Annotated in this window: 17 protein-coding genes and 1 pseudogene; 5 read left to right on the top strand and 13 right to left on the bottom strand. The window is 71.6% G+C overall.

The window, feature by feature from the left end; translation table 11 throughout:
- The first annotated feature begins 34 nt into the window (after nucleotides 1–34).
- A complete protein-coding gene (locus tag MQH10_RS08815) occupies nucleotides 35–1,708 on the top strand; it encodes a phosphatidylglycerol lysyltransferase domain-containing protein (RefSeq protein WP_242563691.1) in 1,674 nt (557 codons plus the stop codon).
- On the opposite strand, the gene MQH10_RS08810 is transcribed toward MQH10_RS08815, so the two are convergent.
- Nucleotides 1,705–2,982 (bottom strand): ATP-grasp domain-containing protein, encoded by a 1,278-nt coding sequence (locus MQH10_RS08810; protein WP_242563690.1) that lies wholly within the window; start codon nucleotides 2,980–2,982, stop codon nucleotides 1,705–1,707. The two genes, MQH10_RS08815 and MQH10_RS08810, sit on opposite strands and share 4 nt — an antisense overlap.
- Before the next feature lie 96 nt (nucleotides 2,983–3,078).
- On the opposite strand from MQH10_RS08810, the gene MQH10_RS08805 reads away from it, so the two are divergent.
- Entirely contained in the window at nucleotides 3,079–3,810 is a 732-nt protein-coding gene (locus tag MQH10_RS08805; protein ID WP_242563689.1) for a Crp/Fnr family transcriptional regulator, read from the top strand.
- Here MQH10_RS08805 and MQH10_RS08800 read toward each other — a convergent pair.
- Nucleotides 3,794–3,997 (bottom strand): hypothetical protein, encoded by a 204-nt coding sequence (locus MQH10_RS08800; protein ID WP_242563688.1) that lies wholly within the window; start codon nucleotides 3,995–3,997, stop codon nucleotides 3,794–3,796. The two genes, MQH10_RS08805 and MQH10_RS08800, sit on opposite strands and share 17 nt — an antisense overlap.
- Before the next feature lie 215 nt (nucleotides 3,998–4,212).
- On the opposite strand from MQH10_RS08800, the gene MQH10_RS08795 reads away from it, so the two are divergent.
- Nucleotides 4,213–7,317, top strand: coding sequence for a peptidoglycan-binding protein (locus MQH10_RS08795; protein WP_419720758.1), 3,105 nt, complete (start codon nucleotides 4,213–4,215; stop codon nucleotides 7,315–7,317).
- 78 nt (nucleotides 7,318–7,395) lie between these two features.
- Nucleotides 7,396–7,845, top strand: coding sequence for a DUF3429 domain-containing protein (locus tag MQH10_RS08790; protein WP_242563686.1), 450 nt, complete (start codon nucleotides 7,396–7,398; stop codon nucleotides 7,843–7,845).
- A 3-nt stretch (nucleotides 7,846–7,848) separates the two neighbouring features.
- Here the strand turns inward: MQH10_RS08790 and pdeM are convergent, their stop codons facing one another.
- Together pdeM and MQH10_RS08780 are read right to left on the bottom strand one after the other, a co-directional pair.
- Entirely contained in the window at nucleotides 7,849–8,574 is a 726-nt protein-coding gene (gene pdeM / locus MQH10_RS08785) for a ligase-associated DNA damage response endonuclease PdeM (RefSeq protein ID WP_242563685.1), read from the bottom strand.
- Nucleotides 8,571–11,159, bottom strand: a complete 2,589-nt coding sequence (locus MQH10_RS08780) for a ligase-associated DNA damage response DEXH box helicase (RefSeq protein WP_242563684.1) — start codon at nucleotides 11,157–11,159, stop codon at nucleotides 8,571–8,573. The genes pdeM and MQH10_RS08780 overlap by 4 nt, the downstream gene beginning before the upstream one ends.
- A 59-nt stretch (nucleotides 11,160–11,218) precedes the next feature.
- Between MQH10_RS08780 and MQH10_RS08775 the strand changes: the two genes are divergently transcribed.
- Nucleotides 11,219–14,020 carry an ATP-dependent DNA helicase gene (locus tag MQH10_RS08775; protein WP_242563683.1) on the top strand — a complete coding sequence of 934 codons (2,802 nt, stop codon included), beginning with the start codon at nucleotides 11,219–11,221 and terminating at the stop codon, nucleotides 14,018–14,020.
- On the opposite strand, the gene MQH10_RS08770 is transcribed toward MQH10_RS08775, so the two are convergent.
- The 9 genes and pseudogenes from MQH10_RS08770 to MQH10_RS08735 all read right to left on the bottom strand — a co-directional run bounded on the left by MQH10_RS08770 (nucleotide 14,012) and on the right by MQH10_RS08735 (nucleotide 20,138).
- Nucleotides 14,012–14,437, bottom strand: a complete 426-nt coding sequence (locus MQH10_RS08770; RefSeq protein WP_242563682.1) for an SRPBCC family protein — start codon at nucleotides 14,435–14,437, stop codon at nucleotides 14,012–14,014. The genes MQH10_RS08775 and MQH10_RS08770 overlap by 9 nt on opposite strands.
- Nucleotides 14,434–14,781, bottom strand: a complete 348-nt coding sequence (locus MQH10_RS08765) for an ArsR/SmtB family transcription factor (protein WP_242563681.1) — start codon at nucleotides 14,779–14,781, stop codon at nucleotides 14,434–14,436. Before MQH10_RS08765 ends, MQH10_RS08770 begins: the two co-directional genes overlap by 4 nt.
- 57 nt (nucleotides 14,782–14,838) lie before the next feature.
- On the bottom strand, nucleotides 14,839–16,230 hold the full coding sequence (locus tag MQH10_RS08760; RefSeq protein WP_272886813.1) for a gamma-glutamyltransferase family protein: 1,392 nt from the start codon (nucleotides 16,228–16,230) through the stop codon (nucleotides 14,839–14,841).
- A gap of 29 nt (nucleotides 16,231–16,259) precedes the next feature.
- Nucleotides 16,260–16,415: pseudogene (locus MQH10_RS27040) on the bottom strand (gamma-glutamyltransferase); the annotation flags it as partial.
- Between the two features lie 138 nt (nucleotides 16,416–16,553).
- The gene (locus MQH10_RS08755) at nucleotides 16,554–16,820 is read right to left on the bottom strand and encodes an EF-hand domain-containing protein (protein ID WP_242563680.1); all 267 of its coding nucleotides are present in this window, start codon (nucleotides 16,818–16,820) and stop codon (nucleotides 16,554–16,556) included.
- 83 nt (nucleotides 16,821–16,903) lie between these two features.
- A complete protein-coding gene (locus tag MQH10_RS08750; RefSeq protein WP_242563679.1) occupies nucleotides 16,904–17,233 on the bottom strand; it encodes an SMR family transporter in 330 nt (109 codons plus the stop codon).
- Nucleotides 17,230–18,165: a prephenate/arogenate dehydrogenase family protein gene (locus MQH10_RS08745; RefSeq protein ID WP_336605063.1), complete on the bottom strand. Its 936-nt coding sequence runs from the start codon at nucleotides 18,163–18,165 to the stop codon at nucleotides 17,230–17,232. The genes MQH10_RS08750 and MQH10_RS08745 overlap by 4 nt, the downstream gene beginning before the upstream one ends.
- 3 nt (nucleotides 18,166–18,168) lie before the next feature.
- The gene (gene hisC / locus MQH10_RS08740) at nucleotides 18,169–19,296 is read right to left on the bottom strand and encodes a histidinol-phosphate transaminase (RefSeq protein ID WP_242563678.1); all 1,128 of its coding nucleotides are present in this window, start codon (nucleotides 19,294–19,296) and stop codon (nucleotides 18,169–18,171) included.
- A gap of 41 nt (nucleotides 19,297–19,337) precedes the next feature.
- Nucleotides 19,338–20,138 (bottom strand): chorismate mutase, encoded by an 801-nt coding sequence (locus MQH10_RS08735; protein WP_242563677.1) that lies wholly within the window; start codon nucleotides 20,136–20,138, stop codon nucleotides 19,338–19,340.
- Nucleotides 20,139–20,332: the final 194 nt, after the last annotated feature.

The following is a 20,332-nucleotide window of genomic DNA, read 5'->3' as shown; positions in this document are numbered from 1 at the left end:
AGAGAAGACATCCTTCACGGCGCACGGACGGTAGATGAGACTCTGGTCGGAACTGAAGCCCGCCCTGTTCGCGGCGGCCCCCTTCGTGGGAGCGGCCCTGACCCTGGCGGCGGGCGTCATGCTGCTGATTTCCGGCGCCACGCCCTCGGTGCCCGACCATTTCATGGTCGTCTGGGACCACACCCCGGCCTTCCTGATCGAGACCAGCCACTTCCTGTCGAGCGTCATGGGCCTGGCGCTGGTGATGCTGGCTTTCGGCCTGCGGGCCCGCCTGGGCGGCGCCTGGGTCGCGACCATGGCCGCCCTGCTGGTGGCCGCGCCGCTCGCCCTGCTGAAAGGCTTCGTCTGGGAGGAATCGACCGCCCTCCTGGTCCTGGCCCTGCTGCTCTCGCCGTTCCGCGCCGCCTTCCCGCGGGAATCGCAACTGACGCGGATGGAGATCACGCCCGGCTGGCTGTTCTCGGCCTTCGCCGTCCTGCTGGGCGCGGGCCTGGTCGGGGTCTGGTCGTTCCAGCACGCCGACTATGGCGACCAGCCGTTCTGGAAGACCATGGTCGACGCCGACGCCGCCCGCTCCATGCGCGCCTGGGGCGGCTCGGCCATCGCGCTGTTCGCCTTCGGCATCTGGCGGCTGTTGGCCACGGCGGCGACGCCGAAGATCACCGGCGAGGCGGACCCGGATTTCCACAAGGTCCGCGCCATCCTGGCCAGCGCCGAGGCGGCCGAGCCCGGCTCCAACCTGGCCCTGCTGGGCGACAAGCGCTTCCTGTTCTCGGCCACGGGCGACAGCTTCCTGATGTTTGGCGTGCGCGGACGCTCCTGGATCGCCCTCGGCGCCCCGGTCGGCAAGCGGAGCGAACGGCTGGAGCTGCTGTGGCGGTTCCGCGAACTGGCCGATTCCCACGCTGCGCGCTGCGGCATCTATGGCATCGGCGCCGATGACCTGCCCGACGTGGTCGAGCTGGGTTTCTCCATCCAGAAGGTCGGCGAATCGGCGGCGGTGCCGCTGGACAGTTTCCAGATCGAGGGCCGCAAGCGCGGCAATCTGCGCCGCGCCTGGCGCAAGGCCGGCGAGGAGGGGGCCACTTTCGAGATCGTGCATCCCCCCCGGGTCGGCGAGATCCTGTCGGAGCTGGCGGCGATCTCCGAGGCCTGGCTGGCCAACCACGCCGGCGGCGAAAAGGGCTTCTCCATGGGCGGGTTCCACCCCGGCTATGTGGTCGAGTTCCCGGTGGCGGTGGTGCGGTTCGAGGGCCGGATCGTCGCCTTCGCCACCCTGTGGACCACGGCGGCCAGGACCTCCTTCTCCATGGACCTGATGCGCTACGCCGACGACGCGCCCAAGAACATCATGGACTATCTGTTCGTCGAGCTGATCGCCTGGGGCCGGACACAGGGCTATCAGGCCTTCGAGTTCGGCATGGCCCCGCTCGCCGGCCTGGAGGACCGCCCCCTGGCGCCGATCCTCTCGCGGGTCGGCCACATGTTCTTCGAGCGCGGCGAGGACCTCTACAATTTCCAGGGCGTGCGGCGGTACAAGGACAAGTACGACCCGCTCTGGCAGCCGCGCTACATCGCCGCCCCGCGCAAGTGGACGATCCCGTTCCTGCTCGCCGATGTCGGGCTCTTGTCCTCCGGCGGAGTGGCCGGCCTGGCCAAGCGCCCCAAGAAGACCGAGGACGCTCCCGCACTGCAACAGGCCGCCTAGCCGTCGGTCCGGGTCCAGCCGCGGATCATGGCGATCGCCGCCGGCGTCAGGCTGTAGGCGTCGATGGTCCGGGCGGGCAGGGTCTCCGCCTTGGCGGGGGAGGCCAGGAGCTCGGCCAGCACCCGGGCCAGGGGCAGGGCGCAGCCCGGGTCCCGGGTCAGGGGAACCAGCTCTTCGACCGAGCCCCGGAAGCGCCCGACGCCCGCCGTCATGGCGATCAGGGTGGCGAACACCTCGGCGCGTCCGCCGCGCCGGGCCGCCTGCATCAGGGCCATCAGGCCCAGGCGGGTGACCACGCCCTCGCGCCCCTCGGCCTGGGCCGGCGCCGCAAGGCCCAGGGAGACATCGAGCAGGGCGCCCGCCAGGTCGACGCCGCTCAGCCAGGCGTTCATCGGTTCGACCAGGCGTGGATTGGCGTCGATGAACCTGGGCTCGCCGGAGACGGCGTCGAGCACATAGTCGAACGACAGCGCCCCATGCCAGGCGAGCGCCGCGCCGATCCGGGCCACGTGGTCGCGGGCCGCCGGCCGCCTCACGCTGATCTTCAGGACATCCCCGCCGCCGGGGCCTTCCGCCAACTGGCGATAGGCGTGGTGCGCGACCAGCCGACCCCGGTCGAAGACCGCCTGCAGCCGTTCCAGCGGTCCGCTCACGCAGCCCTGGGCGACCACGCCCTGGTCGAAGGCGCCCGCAGCCTCCAATTCGCCGGCCAGGCGCGCCTGGGCCGCAGCGTCCGCCACCCGCCACACCGCGGTGCTGGCGGTGCCGCAATCGGTCTTGGCGAAGAAGGGCAGGGGGCGGGGCGCCGCGAACGCCTCGGCGCTGCGGAGGACCTCGGTGTCCGGATGGGGAACCGCGAGCCGGCTCAGCAGCCCGGCCAGGGCCACCTTGCCCTGGACCTGCTCGAAGGCGGCGACGTCGGCCAGGGCGATCCCCAGGCCGGCCGGCAGACGGGGGCGGGCGGCGGCCAGCAGATAGGCCTGTTCGTGGGTGGGCAGCAGCACCTCGATCCGGCGGCGCGCCACCACCTCCAGCACGGCGGTGAGGTAGCCCTCCGGGTCATGGCCCGCGGCCGGGGCGGGATGGACCTGATCGGTGAAGCGCGAGAACCGCGCCAGGCACAAAGGGTCGCTGGACAGGATCTCGACCCGATGGCCGGCCAGGCCCAGGGCGGTGACCGTCTCGCGGGCCGAGAGGCTGGAGCCCTCGCTGATCAGGATGCGCGGCGATCGGCGGGCGGGCGGCGCGGAACGGGGAGTCTGGGAACTGGCCATGCGAGTCTCCGGGGCTGAGCCCCCGGCCTCGCACGCCGTGCGCGCTAGAACTGTCGCCTAGTTGACAGTCTGAGGCGAAAATCCTTCTGTTCCGGCATGATGACGCCGGACGCGCTTCAGGAAGTCCTGTCCCGGACGCCCTGGTTCCGGGGTCTGCCGCCGGACCTGGCCGAGGGCCTGCTGCGCCTCGCGCAGGTGCGCCGCTGGACGGACGAGACGGTCTATGCGGCCGGGGACCCGCCCAACGGCCTGTTCGCCCTGATCTCGGGCGAGGTGCGGATCGCCCAGACCACCGCCAGCGGTCGCGCGGCCCTGCTGATGATCGCCAGCCCCGGCGTCTGGTTCGGCGAGGCGGCGATGATCGACGGCAAGCCGCGCACCTCGGAGGCGGCCGCGGTGGGGGCAGCGACCCTGCTGCAGGTGACCCCGTCCGCCTTTCAGCAGCTGACGGCGCACAGCGGGCCGAACATGGCCGCCTTCGCCAGCCTGGTCTGCGACCAGTATCGGCGGGCCATGGACTATATCGTCGAGACGGCGGGGCTCTCCGCGCGCGTCCGCCTGGCCCAGCGCCTGGCCGAACTGGTCCGCACCCATGGTCGCCCCGGCGCGGGCGGGATCGTCATCGACCTGAAGCTGTCCCAGGAGAGCCTGGCCGAGATGGCGGGCGTATCGCGCCAGACCCTGAACCGGTTGCTCAAGGCCCTGGAGGCGGACGGCGTTGTGGCTCTGGGCTATCGGGCCCTGGCGGTCAGGGACCCCGCGGCGCTCGAGGCGCTCGCGCGATCACGCACCCTGCCGGCCCATCTGGCGGCTAGCGGCCGGTCGTGACGCCGAGCAGATTGACCAGGTGAGCGGCGAAGATCAGGGCGCCGGTCGCCGCCGCGACCATGATCGGCCGCCACGGCATGAGCCGGGGACCGCGGCGCGGATCCCAGGGCCGCGCGCCGCGCCAGCCGCTGAACAGGGCGATCGCCAGAAGCACGCTGAGGACCGCAAGAGTGGTGGGAAGGCTCATGTGCGACGCCCTACCGCAGGCGCTCGCCCGCGGCAAAGGTGAACCCCGCGTTAACCCTTCACAGCTCGTTAACCATGATCGGGCTTGGGTTCCCTGCAGAAGCCCCGTCATCCACAGGCAATCGCGTGAGACGCTATATCTAGCGTTAACGTCGCGTTTACACCCTAGGGATCGGTGGCTAGCGTCAAAAACTGGTGCTGGGAGAACGATTCGGTATGACGTCTGGGGCGCCATGGAGCGTCAAGGGGATAGACCCTAAGGCTCGGGAGGTCGCAAAGGACCTTGCCCGTCGCGAGGGACTGACTCTTGGCGAGTGGCTCAACCGGATGATCCTGGAGGAAGAGGGCCCCGAGGACATCGCCTCGGAGAGCTACTTCACCCAGTCCAAGTTCGAAGACGACACCCGTTTCATCGAAGAGCCCGAGATCGAGGCGCCGCCGCCGGCCCCGCCCGTCCAGGCCGAGCGCCCCGTCCGCACCTATTATGAGACCCCCCGTCGGCCCGAACCCGAGGCCGTCGCCCAACGCCCCGTCCCGCCCCGCTATGAGGCGCCGGAGCATCCGGCCGACGAGCTGGGCCGCGTCGCCCTGGCGCTGGATCGGCTGACCGAGCGGATCGAGACCTCGGAAGGCCGCACCGGCCTGGCCATCACCGGCGTCGAGCATTCCGTGCGCGAAGCCGTGGCCCGCATCGAGGCCGCGGAGCGCGAGAGCATCGCCGTCGCCGCCCGCTTTGAGGGCGCGGTCGAGGAGGCCCGCACCGAGCAGGCGCGGACCGCCGAGCGGCTCCGACGCGTCGAGCAGGAGGCCCAGGGCCCGCGCTCGGCCGAGGCCCTGCGGGCGCTGGAACAGGCGCTCGGCAAGGTCGCCAACCATCTCTACGAAGGCGAGACCCGCACCCGCGAGACCCTGGCCGCCCTACGCGAGCGGGTGGACCGCGCCGAGTCCGGCGTCGGCGGCGCGCCCGTGGACGTCATCGAGCAGGTGGTCAATCGCGTCGGCGCCCGCCTGGACGAGGTCGAGGCCCGCACCACCGAGGCTATGGAAGGCCTGAGAGCGGCCTTCTCCGGCCTCGACACGCGGATGAAGGCCGTGGAGGGCGGAAGCTCGCCGGCCATCGACACCCGGCTCGAACAGCTGGCGATCAACCTGACCAACCGGGTCGAGGCCACCCGCACCGAGGTCGCCCAGAAGCTGCAGGTCGCGGCCGATGGACGCTTTGACCGGATGGAGCGCAAGCTCTCCGAAATGGCCGAGCACGTGCGCCGCGCGGAACAGCGCTCGGCCCAGGCGATCGAGCGGATGGGCCGGGAGGTCCTGACCATGGCCGACACCCTCAATCGCCGGGTCCAGACCACCGAGAACCGCAGCGCCGACGCCATCGAACAGGTCGGCGGCGAGGTCGCCCGCATCGCCCAGGCCATGGAATCGCGCCTCGGCAAGACCGAGAACGTGCACGCCGAGGCGCTTGAGAAGCTGGGCGCCGAGATCGGCCGCATCACCGACCGCCTGACGGAACGGATCGCCAGCTCCGAGCGGCGCTCGGCCCAGGCCATCGACGATGTCGGCGAACAGGTCGCCCGCGTCACCGAGAAGATGAACCAGCGCAGCGAGCGCGCTTCCGACGATCTGGTGGAGCGCATCCGCCAGAGCGAGGAGCGCACGGCCCGCCTGCTGGAGGAAGCCCGCGAGAAGATCGACGCCCGACTGGCGGAGACCGGCCGGCGGATGCAGGAATCGATCGCCGCCGGCCCGGTGGCCGCGGCCGTGGCGGCGCCGCCGAAGCGCGAGGCTCCGCTGTCGCCCTTCGGCGAGGATCCGTTCCCCAGCTTCATCGCCGGCGAGCCCCAGGGCGACGCCCTGGCCCGCCAGGCCTTCGCCCCGCCGATCACCCCGCCGGAAACCGGCCAGGCCTACGCCGCGCCGTTCCCGAACGAGCCCCAGCGCCCGGCCTTCGACGCCCAGGACTTCGAGGCCGCCGACGGCTTCGCCGACCTGTCGCCCAACGCCTCCGACGATTTCGGCGACGACGACTTCGGTCAGGAGACCGCCGCCGAAGAGGCGCTCGGCGATTTCATGGCGGTCGGCGATCCGCCCCAGGCGCGCGAGCCGTCCCGGCCCCTGACCACCCGCGAAGTGATCGAGCAGGCCCGCGCCGCCGCCCGCGCCGCCAGCCAGTCGGACGCCAAGGCCCGCAAGGCCAAGGACAAGCCGGTCAAGGCTGAGAAGGCGCCCAAGCCCTCCGGCGCCTCGCTGTTCTCGAGCTTCGGCGCCCAGCGCCCGAAGCGCGCGGCCGGCTCCTCGCTGCAGACCGCCCTGCTGGTGGTCGGCGGGGCCGCGGCGCTCAGCGTCGGCGCGGCCGGCTTCGTGCTGATGGAGGGCAAGCCCAGCGGCGCGCCGCCGCAGCGAGTCGCCGACGCCATCAACGCCCTGTCCGGCGGCAAGGGCCAGGAGATCGCGGGCACGGAAGCCGACACCACGCCCTTCGGCGCCAACCCCCGCATGTCGGTGGCCCTGGCGCCCCAGGCGATCACGCCGGTCGCCCCGGTCTCGGCCGACACGCCCGACCTGACCGGCCGCTTCGAGGCCGCCACGGCGGCGGTCGAGCAGGCCAAGCCGGGCGGCGTCGAGGATCTCAAGAAGGTGGCCGCCGCCGGCTACGCGCCGGCCCAGTTCTATCTCGCCAAGCTCTATGAGAACGGCGAGGGCGGGGTGAAGAAGGATCTGGTCGAGGCCCGGCGCTGGACCGAGCGGGCCGCCGAGGGCGGCGACCGCAAGGCCATGCACAACCTCGGCATCGCCTATTTCTCCGGCGCGGGCGGGGCCAAGAACTCCACCACCGCCGCCCAGTGGTTCCGCCGCGCCGCGGACCTGGGCCTGGTCGACAGCCAGTACAATCTGGCGGCGCTCTATGAGCAGGGTCTGGGCGTCAGCCAGAATTCGGCCGAGGCCTACAAGTGGTACCTGATCGCCGCCCGCACGGGCGACGGCGACGCCCGCAAGCGCGCCGACCAGCTGAAGGCCGCCCTGTCGCCCGACGCCCGCACGGTCGCCGAGCGCGCGGCCGCGGCCTTCCGTCCGGCCCAGCAGAACCCGTCCGTGACGCCGACCGCCACGGCCAGCGTCGGCGCGCCCGCGCCGGTGGTGGCCACGGCCCAGAAGGCCCTGTCCCGTCTCGGCTACTACCAGGGCCCCACCGACGGCTCGCCCTCGCCGGCCCTCAAGCTGGCCGTCGCCGCCTATCAGCGCGATCAGGGCGTGGCCGCCACCGGGGTGCTTGATCAGGGCACGGTGTCCCGCCTGGCGGTCTTCACCCGCTGATCCGGCCGCGCGCGGGGCTTTACCTGGGCGGCTCGGTCAGGCCATGGTTAAGCCGACCGCTGTTCTTCGGAGACCCATGTGGACCAAGAGTCCGACGCGCCCCGCGCCATCTGGGTCATCGCCCTCCTGGGGCTGAGCGGCTTTCCGATCTCGGCCGGGGTTTACGCCTATGGGTCGGACCCGCTCGCCGGCCATGGCCTCAATGTGCTGATCACCTGGTCAGGCGTGATGCTGGGCTTCCTGGGCGGGATCCGCTGGGGGCTGGAGAGCGGCCGGACCGATCCCCGCTGGACGCGCCTGGCCATCTCGACCCTGTCGCCCATCGCGGCCTGGGGTCTGGTGGCCCTGCGCGGCGATATCGATGACGCCTGGATCCTGACCGGCTTCATCGCAGCCTTCATCCTGCAGTGGCTGTTCGACCAGCAGGCGCCGGACACCCCCTCGCGCTTTCCCCGGCTGATGACGGTGCTGACCCTGGGGGCCTGCGTCTCGCTGGCGCTGGCCCTGGAAAAAGCCCTGCGGATGTAGGGATCAGTCGCCGGTCAGCGACCGCCAGCCCACCGCATGGATGCGATGGGCGCCGAGCGCGCCGGCGAGCGGCGGGCGCACGAACATCCCCCCAAAGGCCGCGTCGCGGACGTTCAGGCCGCCCGCATAGGCGCCGAAGGCCGGCAGGATCACCCGCTCCCCGTCGCTGATGAAGCACCGCCGCCGCACCGTGCCGCGGGTCGAGGTGACCCGTGCGGCAGGATGCAGATGCCCCGCGACCTCGCCATATTGCGGTCCCGCCTGGGGCTCGTGCCGCAGGATGAGGCCGGCCAGGACCATCTCGTCGACGGCCTCGCCGGGCAGGGCGCGCGGGCCGTCGGCGTCGTGATTGCCCACCACCCAGATCAGGGTCCGCCCCTGGGCCAGGGCCCTCAGGCGCTCGGCGTCGTCGGCGGCGAGGCGGTCCTCCGACCGGCCGTCATGGAAGGTGTCACCCAGCAGCACCACGGCGTCGGGCGACAGGGCCGCGACCTCGGCCGCCAGCCGGCCCAGGGTCTCGCGGGTGTCGTAGGGCGGCAGCATCTGACCGCGCGCGGCGTAGGCGCTGCCCTTCTCCAGGTGCAGGTCGGCGACGATCAGGACGCGGGAGCCCGGGGCCCACAGGGCGCCGGACGCGCGCATCAGCACCTCCACCCCGGCCACGCTGGTGCGCAGGCCGCCGCAGGCGCTGGGGGCGAACTCATAGGCGGGACGGGGCAGGGCGCTCATCGGGTGGCCTCGGCGATCAGGTCGTCCTCGGCCTCGGCCAGGATCATCTCGCCCGCCTGGCCGGGCGAGCGCTCCTTGCCGATCTCCAGCAGGATCGGCACCGAGAAGGGGGACAGGTGGTCGAGGGCCGCATGGCGGATTCGGCCCTTGATCCGCGCCAGCAGCTGGCCCAGCCGCGCCACGTCGATCAGGCCCGTGGCGGCGTCTTCCCGCGCGCAGCGCAGCAGCAGATGGTCGGGCTGATGGCGGCGGAGCACGTCGTAGATCAGATCCGTGGAGAAGGTCACCTGGCGACCGGACTTCTGATGTTCGCCGGGGAATCGGCGCTCGATCAAGCCGGCGATAATGGCGCACCCCTTGAAGGCCCGCTTCATCATGAAGCTTTCGGCCAGCCAGGCCTCCAGGTCGTCGCCCAGCATGTCCTGGTCGAACAGCTCGTCGAAATCGATCCCGTCCAGCGGCTTCAGGGCCCAGACCGCCACGGCGTAGTCGTTGCAGACAAAGCCCAGCGGCGCGGCGCCCATCCGCTCCAGTCGCCGCGTCAGCAGCATGGCGAGCGTGGTGTGCGCCAGCCGGCCCTCGAAGGGATAGCAGACCAGGAAGTGGCGCTTGCCGCGCGGAAAGGTCTCCAGCAGGAGCTCGTCCTCGCCGACGATCAGCGAGCGGTCCTTCTGGATCTCCAGCCATTCGCGGACATCGGCCGGCAGCACCTTCCAGTGCGCCTCGTCGAACATCAGCTCGCGGACCCGCTTGGCCAGGAAGGTCGACAGCGCGAACTTCGACCCGCCCCAGGAGGGCATCTTGGGGTCCTTGTCGGCGGCCGGGCTGACCAGCACGTCGAGACCGGTCACGGCCATCAGTTTCCAGACTTGGCCAGCGAAGACGAAGGTGTCGCCGGGGTCGAGCATCTCCAGATAGCCCTCCTCGACCTCGCCGATCTTGCGACCGCCGCGCAGGGACTTGCCCATGGCGATGCGCACCGACAGCACGGCGGGCGAGAGGATGGCGCCCACATTCAGCCGGTGGCGCTGGGCGGTGGCGGCGTCGCGCACCCGCCACAGCCCGTCCTGGCCCTTCACGATGCGGCGGAACTTGTCATAGGTCCGCAGGGCGTAGCCGCCGGTGGAGACGAAATCGACGACCTGCTCGAAGTCCTCATAGGCCAGGTCCCGATAGGGACCGCTGGCCGTGACCTCGTCATAGAGCCGCAGCATGTCGAAGGGCTCGGAGCAGGCCAGGCCCATGATGTGCTGGGCCAGGACGTCGAGCGCGCCGTCGCGGGCCGCGTCGCCGTCAAATCGGTTCTCGGCGATGGCCTCGCGGGCGGCCTGGCATTCCAGCATCTCGAAGCGGTTGGCGGGCACGAACAGGGCGCGGCTGGGCTCGTCCAGCCGGTGATTGGCCCGGCCGATCCGCTGGACCATGCGGCTCGCCCCCTTGGGCGAGGCGAGCTGGATGACCAGGTCCACATCGCCCCAGTCAATGCCGAGATCGAGGGTCGAGGTGCAGACCACAGCCCGCAATTCCCCCCGCGCCATGGCCGCCTCGACCTTGCGCCGCTGCTCTGCGGCGAGCGAGCCGTGATGCAGGGCGATGGGCAGGTTGTCGTCGTTCAGCCGCCACAGCTCCTGGAACGCGAACTCGGCCTGGAAGCGGGTGTTGACGAAGACCAGCGCCGTGCGGGCCTTGCGGATGACATCATAGACCTCGGCCATGGCGTGCTGGGCGGTGTGGCCGGCCCAGGGGACGCGACCTTCCGACAGGAGCATGTCGACGATCGGCTGGGCCCCGCCCGGCCCGCGCACCAGGTCCACAGTCCTGATTCCTCCCTCGCTTGCGGGGGAGGGGGACCGCGAAGCGGTGGAGGGGGCGGGACTGGGCGCGGCGCCTGAGGCCGCCCCCTCCACCACGCCTGCGGCGCGGTCCCCCTCCCCCGCGAACGGGGGAGGACAAAATCCCAGCCACCTCTGGATCACGGCCGGGTCATCCACCGTCGCCGACAGCCCGACCCGGCGCATGTTCGGCGCGAAGGTCTGCAGCCGCGCGAGCGCGAGGGCCAGCAGGTCGCCGCGCTTGGAGGCGTGGATCGCATGGATCTCGTCGACGATCACGCAGGCCAGGTTCTCGAAATAGAGCCTCGCCCCCTCCCAGGCGCAGAACAGGGCAAGCTGCTCGGGCGTGGTCAGGAGGATGTCCGGCGGCTTCACCCTCTGGCGCTGCTTGCGGGACATGCCCGTATCGCCGGTGCGGCTCTCGGCGACGATGGGCAGGCCCATCTGGAGGATTGGGGCCATCAGGTTGCGCTCGACATCCACCGCCAGCGCCTTGAGCGGCGAGATGTAGAGGGTGTGGATGCCTCGGGGCGTATTGGCCGGCGGGCGTTCGGCGAGCTCGATCAGGCTGGGCAGGAAGCCGGCCAGGGTCTTGCCGCCGCCGGTGGGGGCGATCAGCAGGGCGTCGCGCCCGGCCCGGGCCTTGGCCACCATCTCCAACTGATGCGCGCGCGCGCTCCAGCCCCGGCCGGCGAACCAGGCGGCGAAGCGATCGGGAAGGAGATGGGGGCCGGGCCCCGCGTCTTCGGCCATCGCTCCGCCTATAGCATGTTCCCGTTCCGTTTCACGCCGAAACCGGCTAGTCGGATCAGGTGAACGCGCTTGCTCCGAGTCTCGACCTCGCCCCGGCCCTGGTGGTCCTGCCGGGCCCGCGCGCCGCGGCGGCGGATGCCGTCAAGGCCGCCGCGATCCGCGCGCCCGACGCCCGTGATCTGTTCGAGCATGGGCCCGTCCTGGTCGCCCACGCGGCCATGACCGCCAAGCGGCTGGGGCTCAACATGCCGCCGCGCGGCCCCGGCCTGTTCGACGCGCTGGAGCTCTACGCCTTCGTCCGCCCCGCGCGGTTCTGCGCCCCGTCCGCAGTGGGCCTGGCCCTGGCGCTCGGCCTGCCGGAACCCAAGGGGGCGGCGGAACAAGCCTCCAGCCTGCGGGCCTCCGCCCTCCACCTGCTGCGCGAACTGGCCGATACGCCCGAGCCCAGCCGCGAAGAAGCGCTGGCCATCGCCGAAACCCTGGCCCGGGCGGGATGGGCCTGGGGCGCGGCGGTGGTCGGGGCCCTGCGTTCGGCCCCGGTCGGCAATCAGTTCAGGTCCTCGGGGCTCGATGTCTGGGCGCGCGTCACCGAGTGGGAGGACCAGGCCCCGCCCGGCGAGGCCGGCTCCAAGCCGATCCTGCCCGCGGACGCGACCAAGCGCCTGGCCGAGCTGCTGCAGCGCGCCGGCCTGGATGAGGCCCGCCCGGCCCAGGTCGAGTTCGCCGCCGAGGCCGCCTTCGCCTTCCAGCCCCGCGAGCGGGAGGGCGAGCCGCGCATGATGCTGGCCGAGGCCGGCACCGGCGTCGGTAAGACCCTGGGCTATCTGGCGCCGGCCTCGCTCTGGGCCGAGGCCAATGGGCCCTCCGTCTGGGTTTCGACCTACACCCGCGCCCTGCAAAGGCAGATCGAGCGCGAGAGCCAGTCGATCTATCCCGACCCCAAGATCCGGGCGAAGAAGGCCGTGGTCCGCAAGGGGCGCGAGAATTACCTCTGCCTGCTGAACTTCCAGGACCAGGCCAACACCGCCCAGCTCGGCGGGGCCGACCTGATCGGCATGGGGCTGACCGCCCGCTGGGCCCGGGCGACGCGGGACGGCGACATGACCGGCGGCGACTTCCCCGCCTGGCTGCCCACCCTGTTCGGGATCGCCCCGGCGGCCCAGGCCAGCCCGGCCAATCTGGTCGATCGCCGCGGCGAGTGCATCCACGCCGGCTGTGTCCACTACCGGACCTGCTTTGTCGAAAAGGCGATCCGCGGTTCGCGGCGCGCCGATATCGTCATCGCCAACCACGCGCTCGTCCTGACCCAGGCGGCCTTTGACGGCGCCCGCGCCGCGCGGGGCTCCAAGGCCGATGGCGAGACCACCCAGCTCAAGCGCATCGTCTTCGACGAAGGCCACCACCTGTTCGACGCCGCCGACAACGCCTTCGCCGCAGCCCTGTCGGGCGCCGAGGCCGCCGAGCTGCGCCGCTGGATCCGCGGGCCCGAGGGGCGCGGCCGGCGCGGCCGCGGGCTGGAGGCCCGACTCTCCGACGTGATCGGCGACCGCGAGGACGCCCGGCGCGCCCTGCAGGACGCCACCCAGGCCGCCGCCGCCCTGCCGGGCGAAGGCTGGTCCGGACGCATCGCTCCGCCCAATGGCGAGGTGAACCCCATCGGCCCGATCGAGGGGTTCCTGGTCGCGGTGATCGAACAGCTGCGGGCCCGGGCGGCGCCATCCGAGGTCGGCATGGAATGCGCCGCCCGCCCGGCGCTCGACCTGGTGCGCGACACCGCCCGCACCGCCGCCGCCGGCCTGGCCAAGGTCGAGGCCCCCCTGCTGGCCCTGGCCCGGCACCTGGAAGACATCCTCGACGACGAGGCGGCGGACCTGGCCACCGGCGACCGGGCCCGGATCGAAGGCGCCTTGCGCGGGCTCGACCGCCGCGCCCGCATGACCCTGCCGGCCTGGCGCTCCATGCTGCGGGCGATCGACGAGGATTCCGAGGACGATCCGGACTTCGTCGACTGGTTCGACGCCACCTTCCTCTATGGCCGCGTGGTCGACGCCGCATGCCGCCGCCACTGGGTCGATCCGACCGAGCCCCTGACCAACGCCGTCATCGCCCCGGCCCACGGGGTTCTGGTCACCAGCGCGACCCTGGCCGACTCCACCCTGGACGATCCCTTTGCGTTGGCCGAGATGCGCACCGGCGCCGCGCGCCTGCCCGACCGGCCCAAGACGCTCAGGCTCGCCTCGCCCTTCGACTATGCGTCCAACGCACGAGCCTTCGTGGTCACCGATGTCAGCAAGGACGACGCCCGCCAGGTGGCGGCGGCCATGCGTGAACTGTTCCTGGCGGCGGGCGGCGGCGGGGTCGGCCTGTTCACCGCGATCCGACGCCTGCGCGCCGTGCATGAACGGATCGCCGCGCCCCTGTCGGACAAGGGGCTCGCCCTCTACGCCCAGCATGTGGATCCGCTGGAGGTCGGCGCCCTGGTCGACATCTTCCGCGCCGAGCAGGACGCCTGTCTGCTGGGCACGGACGCGGTCCGCGACGGGGTGGACGTGCCCGGCCGCTCCCTGCGCCTCCTGGTGTTCGACCGCGTGCCCTGGCCCCGGCCGGACATCCTGCATAAGGCGCGGCGCCTGCGGTTCGGCGGCAAGGGCTATGACGACAGCGTCGCCCGCAACCGCATCAGCCAGGCCTTCGGTCGCCTGATCCGCCGCGCCGACGACAAGGGGGTGTTCGTCATGCTCGACGCCGCCGCCCCCACCCGCCTGTTCTCCGGCCTGCCGCCGGGCGTCGAGATCCAGCGCGTCGGCCTGGTCGAGGCTATCGAGGCCACGGCGGCGTTCCTGGGCCCGGCGTCAGACTAGGGCCCGCGCCAGGCTTTCCAGTATGCCCGTCCAGCCCTCGGTGGTCTGGGCCTTCCATTGCGGCCCGACGCCCGTATGGGTCAGGACCAGGTCGCAGCCGCCATCGGCCGGCGCGATCTCGACCGTCACCGTGGTGGCGTCGAAGGCGATATTGTCGCCGAAGGTGAAGACCAGCCGGCGGGGCCGGTCGATCTCCAGATATTCGCCGACATGGGGCTCGTCCCTGTCGCCCCGCCGCTCGACGATCTCGAAGCGGCCGCCCACCTTGGCGTCGATTTCCACCTTGACCATGACCCCGGTGGGGGTGGCGAACAGGAAGCGGCCGGCCAGCGCCGGATCCAGCCAGGCGTCGAACACGCGCTCGGCCGGAAACGCATAGTGGCGGCGGACCTGGACGGTGACGGTCTGGGCGGTCATGGGGCGTCTCCTTCGGCGGCGTCGTCCTGGGCCCTGAGCAGGCCGTCGAGGACGTCGAGGCGGCTGGTCCACAGGGCGCGCTGGGCGTCCATCCAGGCCAGGGCCTCGGTCATGGGTTGGGGGGTGAGGGTGAGCAGGTGCTCGCGCCCGGCCTTGCGACGGCGGACCAGACGCGCGGTCTCCAGCACCCGGATGTGCTTGGACACCGCGTTCAGCGACATGTCGAAGGGCCGGGCCAGTTCGGTCACCCGGGTCTCCCCCAGGGACAGACGCTGGAGGATGGCGCGACGGGTGGGGTCGGCCAGGGCGGTGAGGGTTCGGTCCAGATGGGCGTCGGGCGTCATTGATCAACCTCTTGGTTGATCAATATGCAGTCCCCGCCAAACAGTCAACCAGTTGGTTCAGTATCCGAGCGCCAGGCCCTCGGCCCGCGGGTCCGATCCGCCGACCAGGACACCGGTGTCCGGATCGCGGGCGATCAGCTGGGCCGCGCAGGCCGTGCCCCAGCCGCCCTGACGCACCAGCCGGTGGCCGAGCGCCTCCAGTCCCTCCAGGGTCGGATCCCCGAACCGGGTCTCAAGCCGCAACTCATAGGGATTGGGCCGGTCGAGCGGATCGGTGCCGGGCCAGACCGTCCAGCGCGGCGCGTCGGCCACGGCCTGCACGTCCAGGCTAGCATCGATCAGATTGACCAGCATCTGCAGGTTCCACTGCGGCTGGCCGTCGCCGCCCGGGGTGCCGCCGACCAGGGTCATGCGGCCCTGCGGATCGGCCAGCATCCAGCAGTTCAGGGTGTGCAGGGTCTTCTTGCCCGGCGCGAAGATGTTGGGGTGGCCGTCCTCCAGGGTGAAGCCGCGGCCGGCCCGGTTGTTGAGCAGCACGCCCGTGTCGCCCGCCACCATGCCGGAGCCGAAATTCGACGACACCGACTGGATCAGCGAGACCATCATGCCGGAGCCGTCCGCCACGCAGAGATAGGTGGTGTCGCCGTCGCTCATCGGCCCGGGCGGGGTCTCCTCGGAGGCATGATCCGGATCGATCTGTGCGAAGCGCTGTTGCGCCCAGGACTTGGACAGGAGCTGGTCGAGCGGCGTCTCGCCGAAGGCCGGATCGCGGGCGTAGGCGATGCGGTCGGCATAGGCGAGCTTGATCGCCTCCGCCATCAGGTGGATCGCGGCGGCGTCGCCGCGGGCCAGCAGCGCGGGATCGGCCTGCTCGATGATGTTCAGGGCTTCCAGCAGGATCAGCCCTTGGGAGGGCAGGCAGGTCTGGAACACCGTGTGGCCGCGATAGCGGGTCTGCAGCGGCGCGGTGACCTCGGTCGCGTGGCCCGCAAGGTCCTCGGCCGACAGCGCCCCGCCGTTCGCGACCATGAAGGCGCCGATCTCGCGGGCGATCCCCCCGCGATAGAAGGCCTGCGGCCCTTCGGCGGCCAGGGTCCTCAGGGTGCGGGCGAGCCCCGGCTGCTTCAGGATCGATCCGGGGGCCGGGGCCTCGCCGCCCGGCAGGAAGACCGCGGCGGTGGCCGGGAACTGGGCGATCAGCTCGCGCGCACTGGCGATCGACCAGGCGCCGATCACGCTGAGGGCGTAGCCATCCTCGGCCTGGGATATGGCGGGTTGGGCGAGGTCGGCGAAGCTCCGCGATCCCAACCGGGCGAGCAGGGCGTCATAGGCGTCCACCATGCCGGGGACGCTGACCGCGAGCGGGCCACGATAGGGCATCCGCCCGTCGGTTCCGGCGGCGCGCATCTGCTCCAGGGTGGCGCTGCGCGGGGCGACGCCGCTGCCCATGAAGGCCAGAGGCGCCCGGCCGGCGCATGGACCAGGGCGAACAGGTCGCCGCCCAGGCCGCACATCTCCGGCATGACCACGGCGGCGGTCAGGCCCGCGGCCACCGCGGCGTCGACGGCGTTGCCGCCCCGGCGCAGCACCTCCAACCCAGTCTCGGTGACGAGCGGATGGGCGGCGGCGACCATGCCGCCCCGCCCGAAGACGGGGCCGACCCGGCGGCGCGGCCAGGGCGACCGCGCCATGGTGGCCTGAGGAAATCCGATCACGCGCGCCTCCCTGACTGAGGGGCGCACCTTAGCGGCTCTCCCGGGCGTGGGAACGGCCTACTGGCCGCGGGCCTGCATCATCTTCTGGATGGCGGAGGTCAGCTCGGCCTGGGTCACCTTGCCGTCGTGATCGGCGTCGACCAGGTCGAAACGTTCGGCCGGGCGGCCGGCGGCGACCCATTCGTCCTTGGTGATGACGCCGTCATTATTGGCGTCGAAATGCTTGAAGGCGGCGGCCGGGTCGGGCGGGCCCATCTGGGCCTGGGCGGCGCCGGCGAGGGCGAGGGCCGCGGCGGTGGCGGCGGCGAGGATGAAGGTGCGCATGGGCGTCTCCTGGTTCTTTATCCGGCGACCCAAACGCCTGGATGTTGCGCTATTATTGCACAAAGAACGCCAATATCCGGCGCTCAGCCGGAGGCCTTGGAAAACAGGTTGATGACCAGCACCCCGGCCAGGATCAACCCCATGCCCAGCATGGCCGGCAGATCCAGGGTCTGCTTGAACCAGATCCAGGCGATGCCGGTGATCAGCACAATGCCCACCCCCGACCAGATGGCGTAGCCGACACCCACCGGCACGGTCTTCATCGAGTGCGACAGGCACCAGAAAGCGAAGGCGTAGCCGGCGACCGTGATCAGGGAGGGCGTCAGCTTGGTGAAGCCGTCCGAGGCCTTCAGCATGGTGGTGGCGATCACCTCGGCGAGGATCGCGCCGCCCAGCCACACATAGCCGTTCAAGAGGACTTGCCCCGGTCGCGGCCGAAGTTGGGCTCGGCGCTTTCCTGGCCGGCGGCGACGATGCCGCGGCGGATGTCGCGGGTGCGGCTGAAAAGCTCGAACAGCTTGTCGCCCTCGCCCCAGCGGATGGCGCGGCTGAGCGCCTGCAGGTCCTCGGTGAATCGGCCCAGGATCTCCAGCACCGCGTCCTTGTTGGCCAGGAAGATGTCGCGCCACATGGTCGGGTCCGACGCCGCGATGCGGGTGAAGTCGCGGAAGCCGCCGGCGGAATATTTCATCACCTCCGCCTGGGTCACCTCCTCCATGTCGGCGGCGGTGCCGACGATGTTGTAGGCGATCAGGTGGGGCAGGTGGCTGGTCACGGCCAGGACCAAGTCGTGGTGGGCGGCGTCCATGCGATCGACATTGGCGCCGGCGCGGCTCCAGAAGTCGGCCAGCCGCTGGACGGCCTCCAGATAGGGATCATCGGTCCGGGCCTGGGGCGTCAGGATCACCCAGCGCTTCTCGAACAGCTCGGCGAAGCCGGCGGCCGGGCCCGACTGCTCGGTGCCGGCGATCGGGTGGCCCGGCACCACGAAGGCGCTGTCCGGCAGGGCCTTGGCCAGGGCCTCGGCGACCGAGCCCTTGACCGAGCCCACGTCGGTGACGGTCGCGCCGGGCTTGAGCCTCGCGGCGGCGGCCTCGGCGGCGGGACCCATGGCCAGCACCGGCACGGCCAGGACCACGAGATCGGCGCCCTCGACGGCCTCTCCGATGTGGCCGGTGATCAGGTCCGCATAGCCGAGCTCGGCGATCTGGGTCCGATGTTCGGGATTGGCGTCGGCCACGGCGACCTCGCCCACCGTCCCCGACGCGCGGGCCGCGCGGATCACCGACGAGCCGATCAGGCCGCAGCCGATCACCGCCATGCGGGGATAGATCACCTCGGCCACGGCTCAGCCCTTCAGGAAGTCGGACAGGGCGTCGACCACGGCGCGGTTGTGCTCTTCCAGGCCGATGGTGATCCGCAGGTGGTCGGGCAGGCCATAGCCGCCGACGCCGCGCACGATCAGGCCGCGCCGGGCCAGATAGGCCTCGGCCTCCTTGGCGGTCTTGCCCGGGGTCTTGGGAAAGCCGACCAGAACGAAATTGGCGGCCGACGGCACGACATCGAGGCCGAGCCCGCCGATCTGCTGGGTCAGCCAGGCCCGCCACTGTTCGACCAGGGCCAGGGACCGGGTCTGGAACGCGGTGTCGCCAAGCGCGGCGACGGCCGCCAGCTGGGCCGGGATATTGACGTTGAAGGGCAGGCGGATGCGGTCGACCGCGGCCGCCATCTCGGCCGGCATATAGGCCCAGCCGACCCGCAGGCCCGCCAGGCCGTGCAGCTTGGAGAAGGTGCGGGTCATGACCACGTTCTCGAACTCGCGCACCATGGACGCGCCGTCCTCGAACTCGGGGTCGGACAGGAACTCGGCATAGGCGCCGTCCAGCACCAGCACCACCGAGGGGGCGAGGCCGGCGTGCAGGCGGCGGATCTCCGAGCCGGTGATCCAGGTGCCGGTCGGGTTGGCCGGATTGGCGACGAACACCAGGCGGGTGCGCTCGTCCACCAGCTTCAGCATCTCGTCGACATCGATGCGGTAGTCGCGCTCCGGCGCGAAGCGGACCTCGGCCTGGCAGGCGCGGGCCCCGATCGCATAGGCGCCGAAGCCGTACTGGCCCTGGACGATATTGTCGCCGGGCTCGAGGAAGGTCTGGTTCAGGAGCTGGAAGATCTCGTCCGAGCCGCAGCCGAACAGCAGGCGCTCCGGCTCCAGGCCGTAGGTCTCGCCGATCGCGGCGCGCAGGAGGTTCGAGCGGCCCTCCGGGTACATGTGCAGCTGGTCGATGGCGCCGGCGAAGGCCTCGCGCGCCTTGGGGCTGGAGCCCAGGATGTTCTCGTTGGCCGACAGCTTCAGCGGATGCTCGACGCCCTCGGCGGTCGCCTTGCCGGGCACGTAAGGCGCGATGGCCAGGATGCCGGGCTTGGGCGTGGGGCGCGCGGCCGTGGCGCGGTCGAGGACGGGGGCGGCGTCGGTCATGGAGCGGTCTTGGACCTGAAGCGGAACGAGGAGCCCGCCTCTTACACGTCGAGCGGCGCCGGCGCAGCCCCGATCACCCCGGAAAGTCGGCCCGGCGCCCGGGCCAGCCGCTCGTCATGGGCCATGTAATAGCCCATCAGGGAAAACAGCTTCAGCCCGCCGCTTTCGGCGATCAGCTCGCCGGCCACACCGTCGCGGCCCAGAGCCGCCTCGATGGCGGCGGCCGACCCCGGCTCGTCGGTGACCCAGTAGGTGATGTCGTGGCCGGTGGGCTCGACATCGACCGCGGCGACGCAGAGCGCATTGAGCGGGCCCCAGGCGGCCAGGCAGGGCAGGGCGGCGAACACCTTCAGCGACGGCTCGGCCAGCAGACGGCCCCACCAGCCGCCCTCCAGCGCCAGCACAGCGACCCCGCCGGGCGTGCGGGCGGCGGCCAGGGCGTCTTCCGGCTTGGCGACCACGCGCAGCGAGGGTGCGGCGCCCAGGCGGTTGCGGGCGAGTTCGACGGCGCGAGCGGGATCCTTGCCGCCGAACACCGCGGCATGGAACGGACCCTGGCGGGACAGGCTGTCGCCGATCAGCTCGCGCCAGATGCGCACCACCAGCGAGGGGCGGGCGTTCTTCAAGGGATTGGCCAGCAGCTTGCGCAGCAGGGCGGCTTCGCGCCCCGGGCGCAGGGCGAACTTGTCGGCGTCGCCGGCCGCGGCCTTGGCGGCGGCGACCTCGCGCGCCAGGCCGGCGCGCTCCTCGACCAGCTTCAGGAGATCGGCGTCGATGGCGTCGATGCGCGCCCGCACGGCGTCCAGCGGGTTCGGCGCGGCTTTGGGATCGGCCTCGGCCATTTTGTCCCCCGAAAACGAAGGGTTGGCGCTTAGGTCATTGCGCGCGCGGGCGCAATAGGCCGGGAGGGCGCAAGAAAGTTGCGGGAGAAACGAACCTGCCAAAGGGCTGTCATCCCGGAAAGCGCGCAGCGCTTATCCGGGACCCATCCGCGCAGGGCTTTCAGGATGGATCGGTGCCTATAGGTCCTGGTCTT

It is taken from the genome of Phenylobacterium aquaticum (assembly GCF_022695515.1).
In the GTDB taxonomy this organism is placed as follows: Bacteria; Pseudomonadota; Alphaproteobacteria; order Caulobacterales; family Caulobacteraceae; genus Phenylobacterium; species Phenylobacterium aquaticum.
Note: the sequence above shows the minus strand (reverse complement) of the source record. Positions and strands in the feature narration are given on the sequence as shown.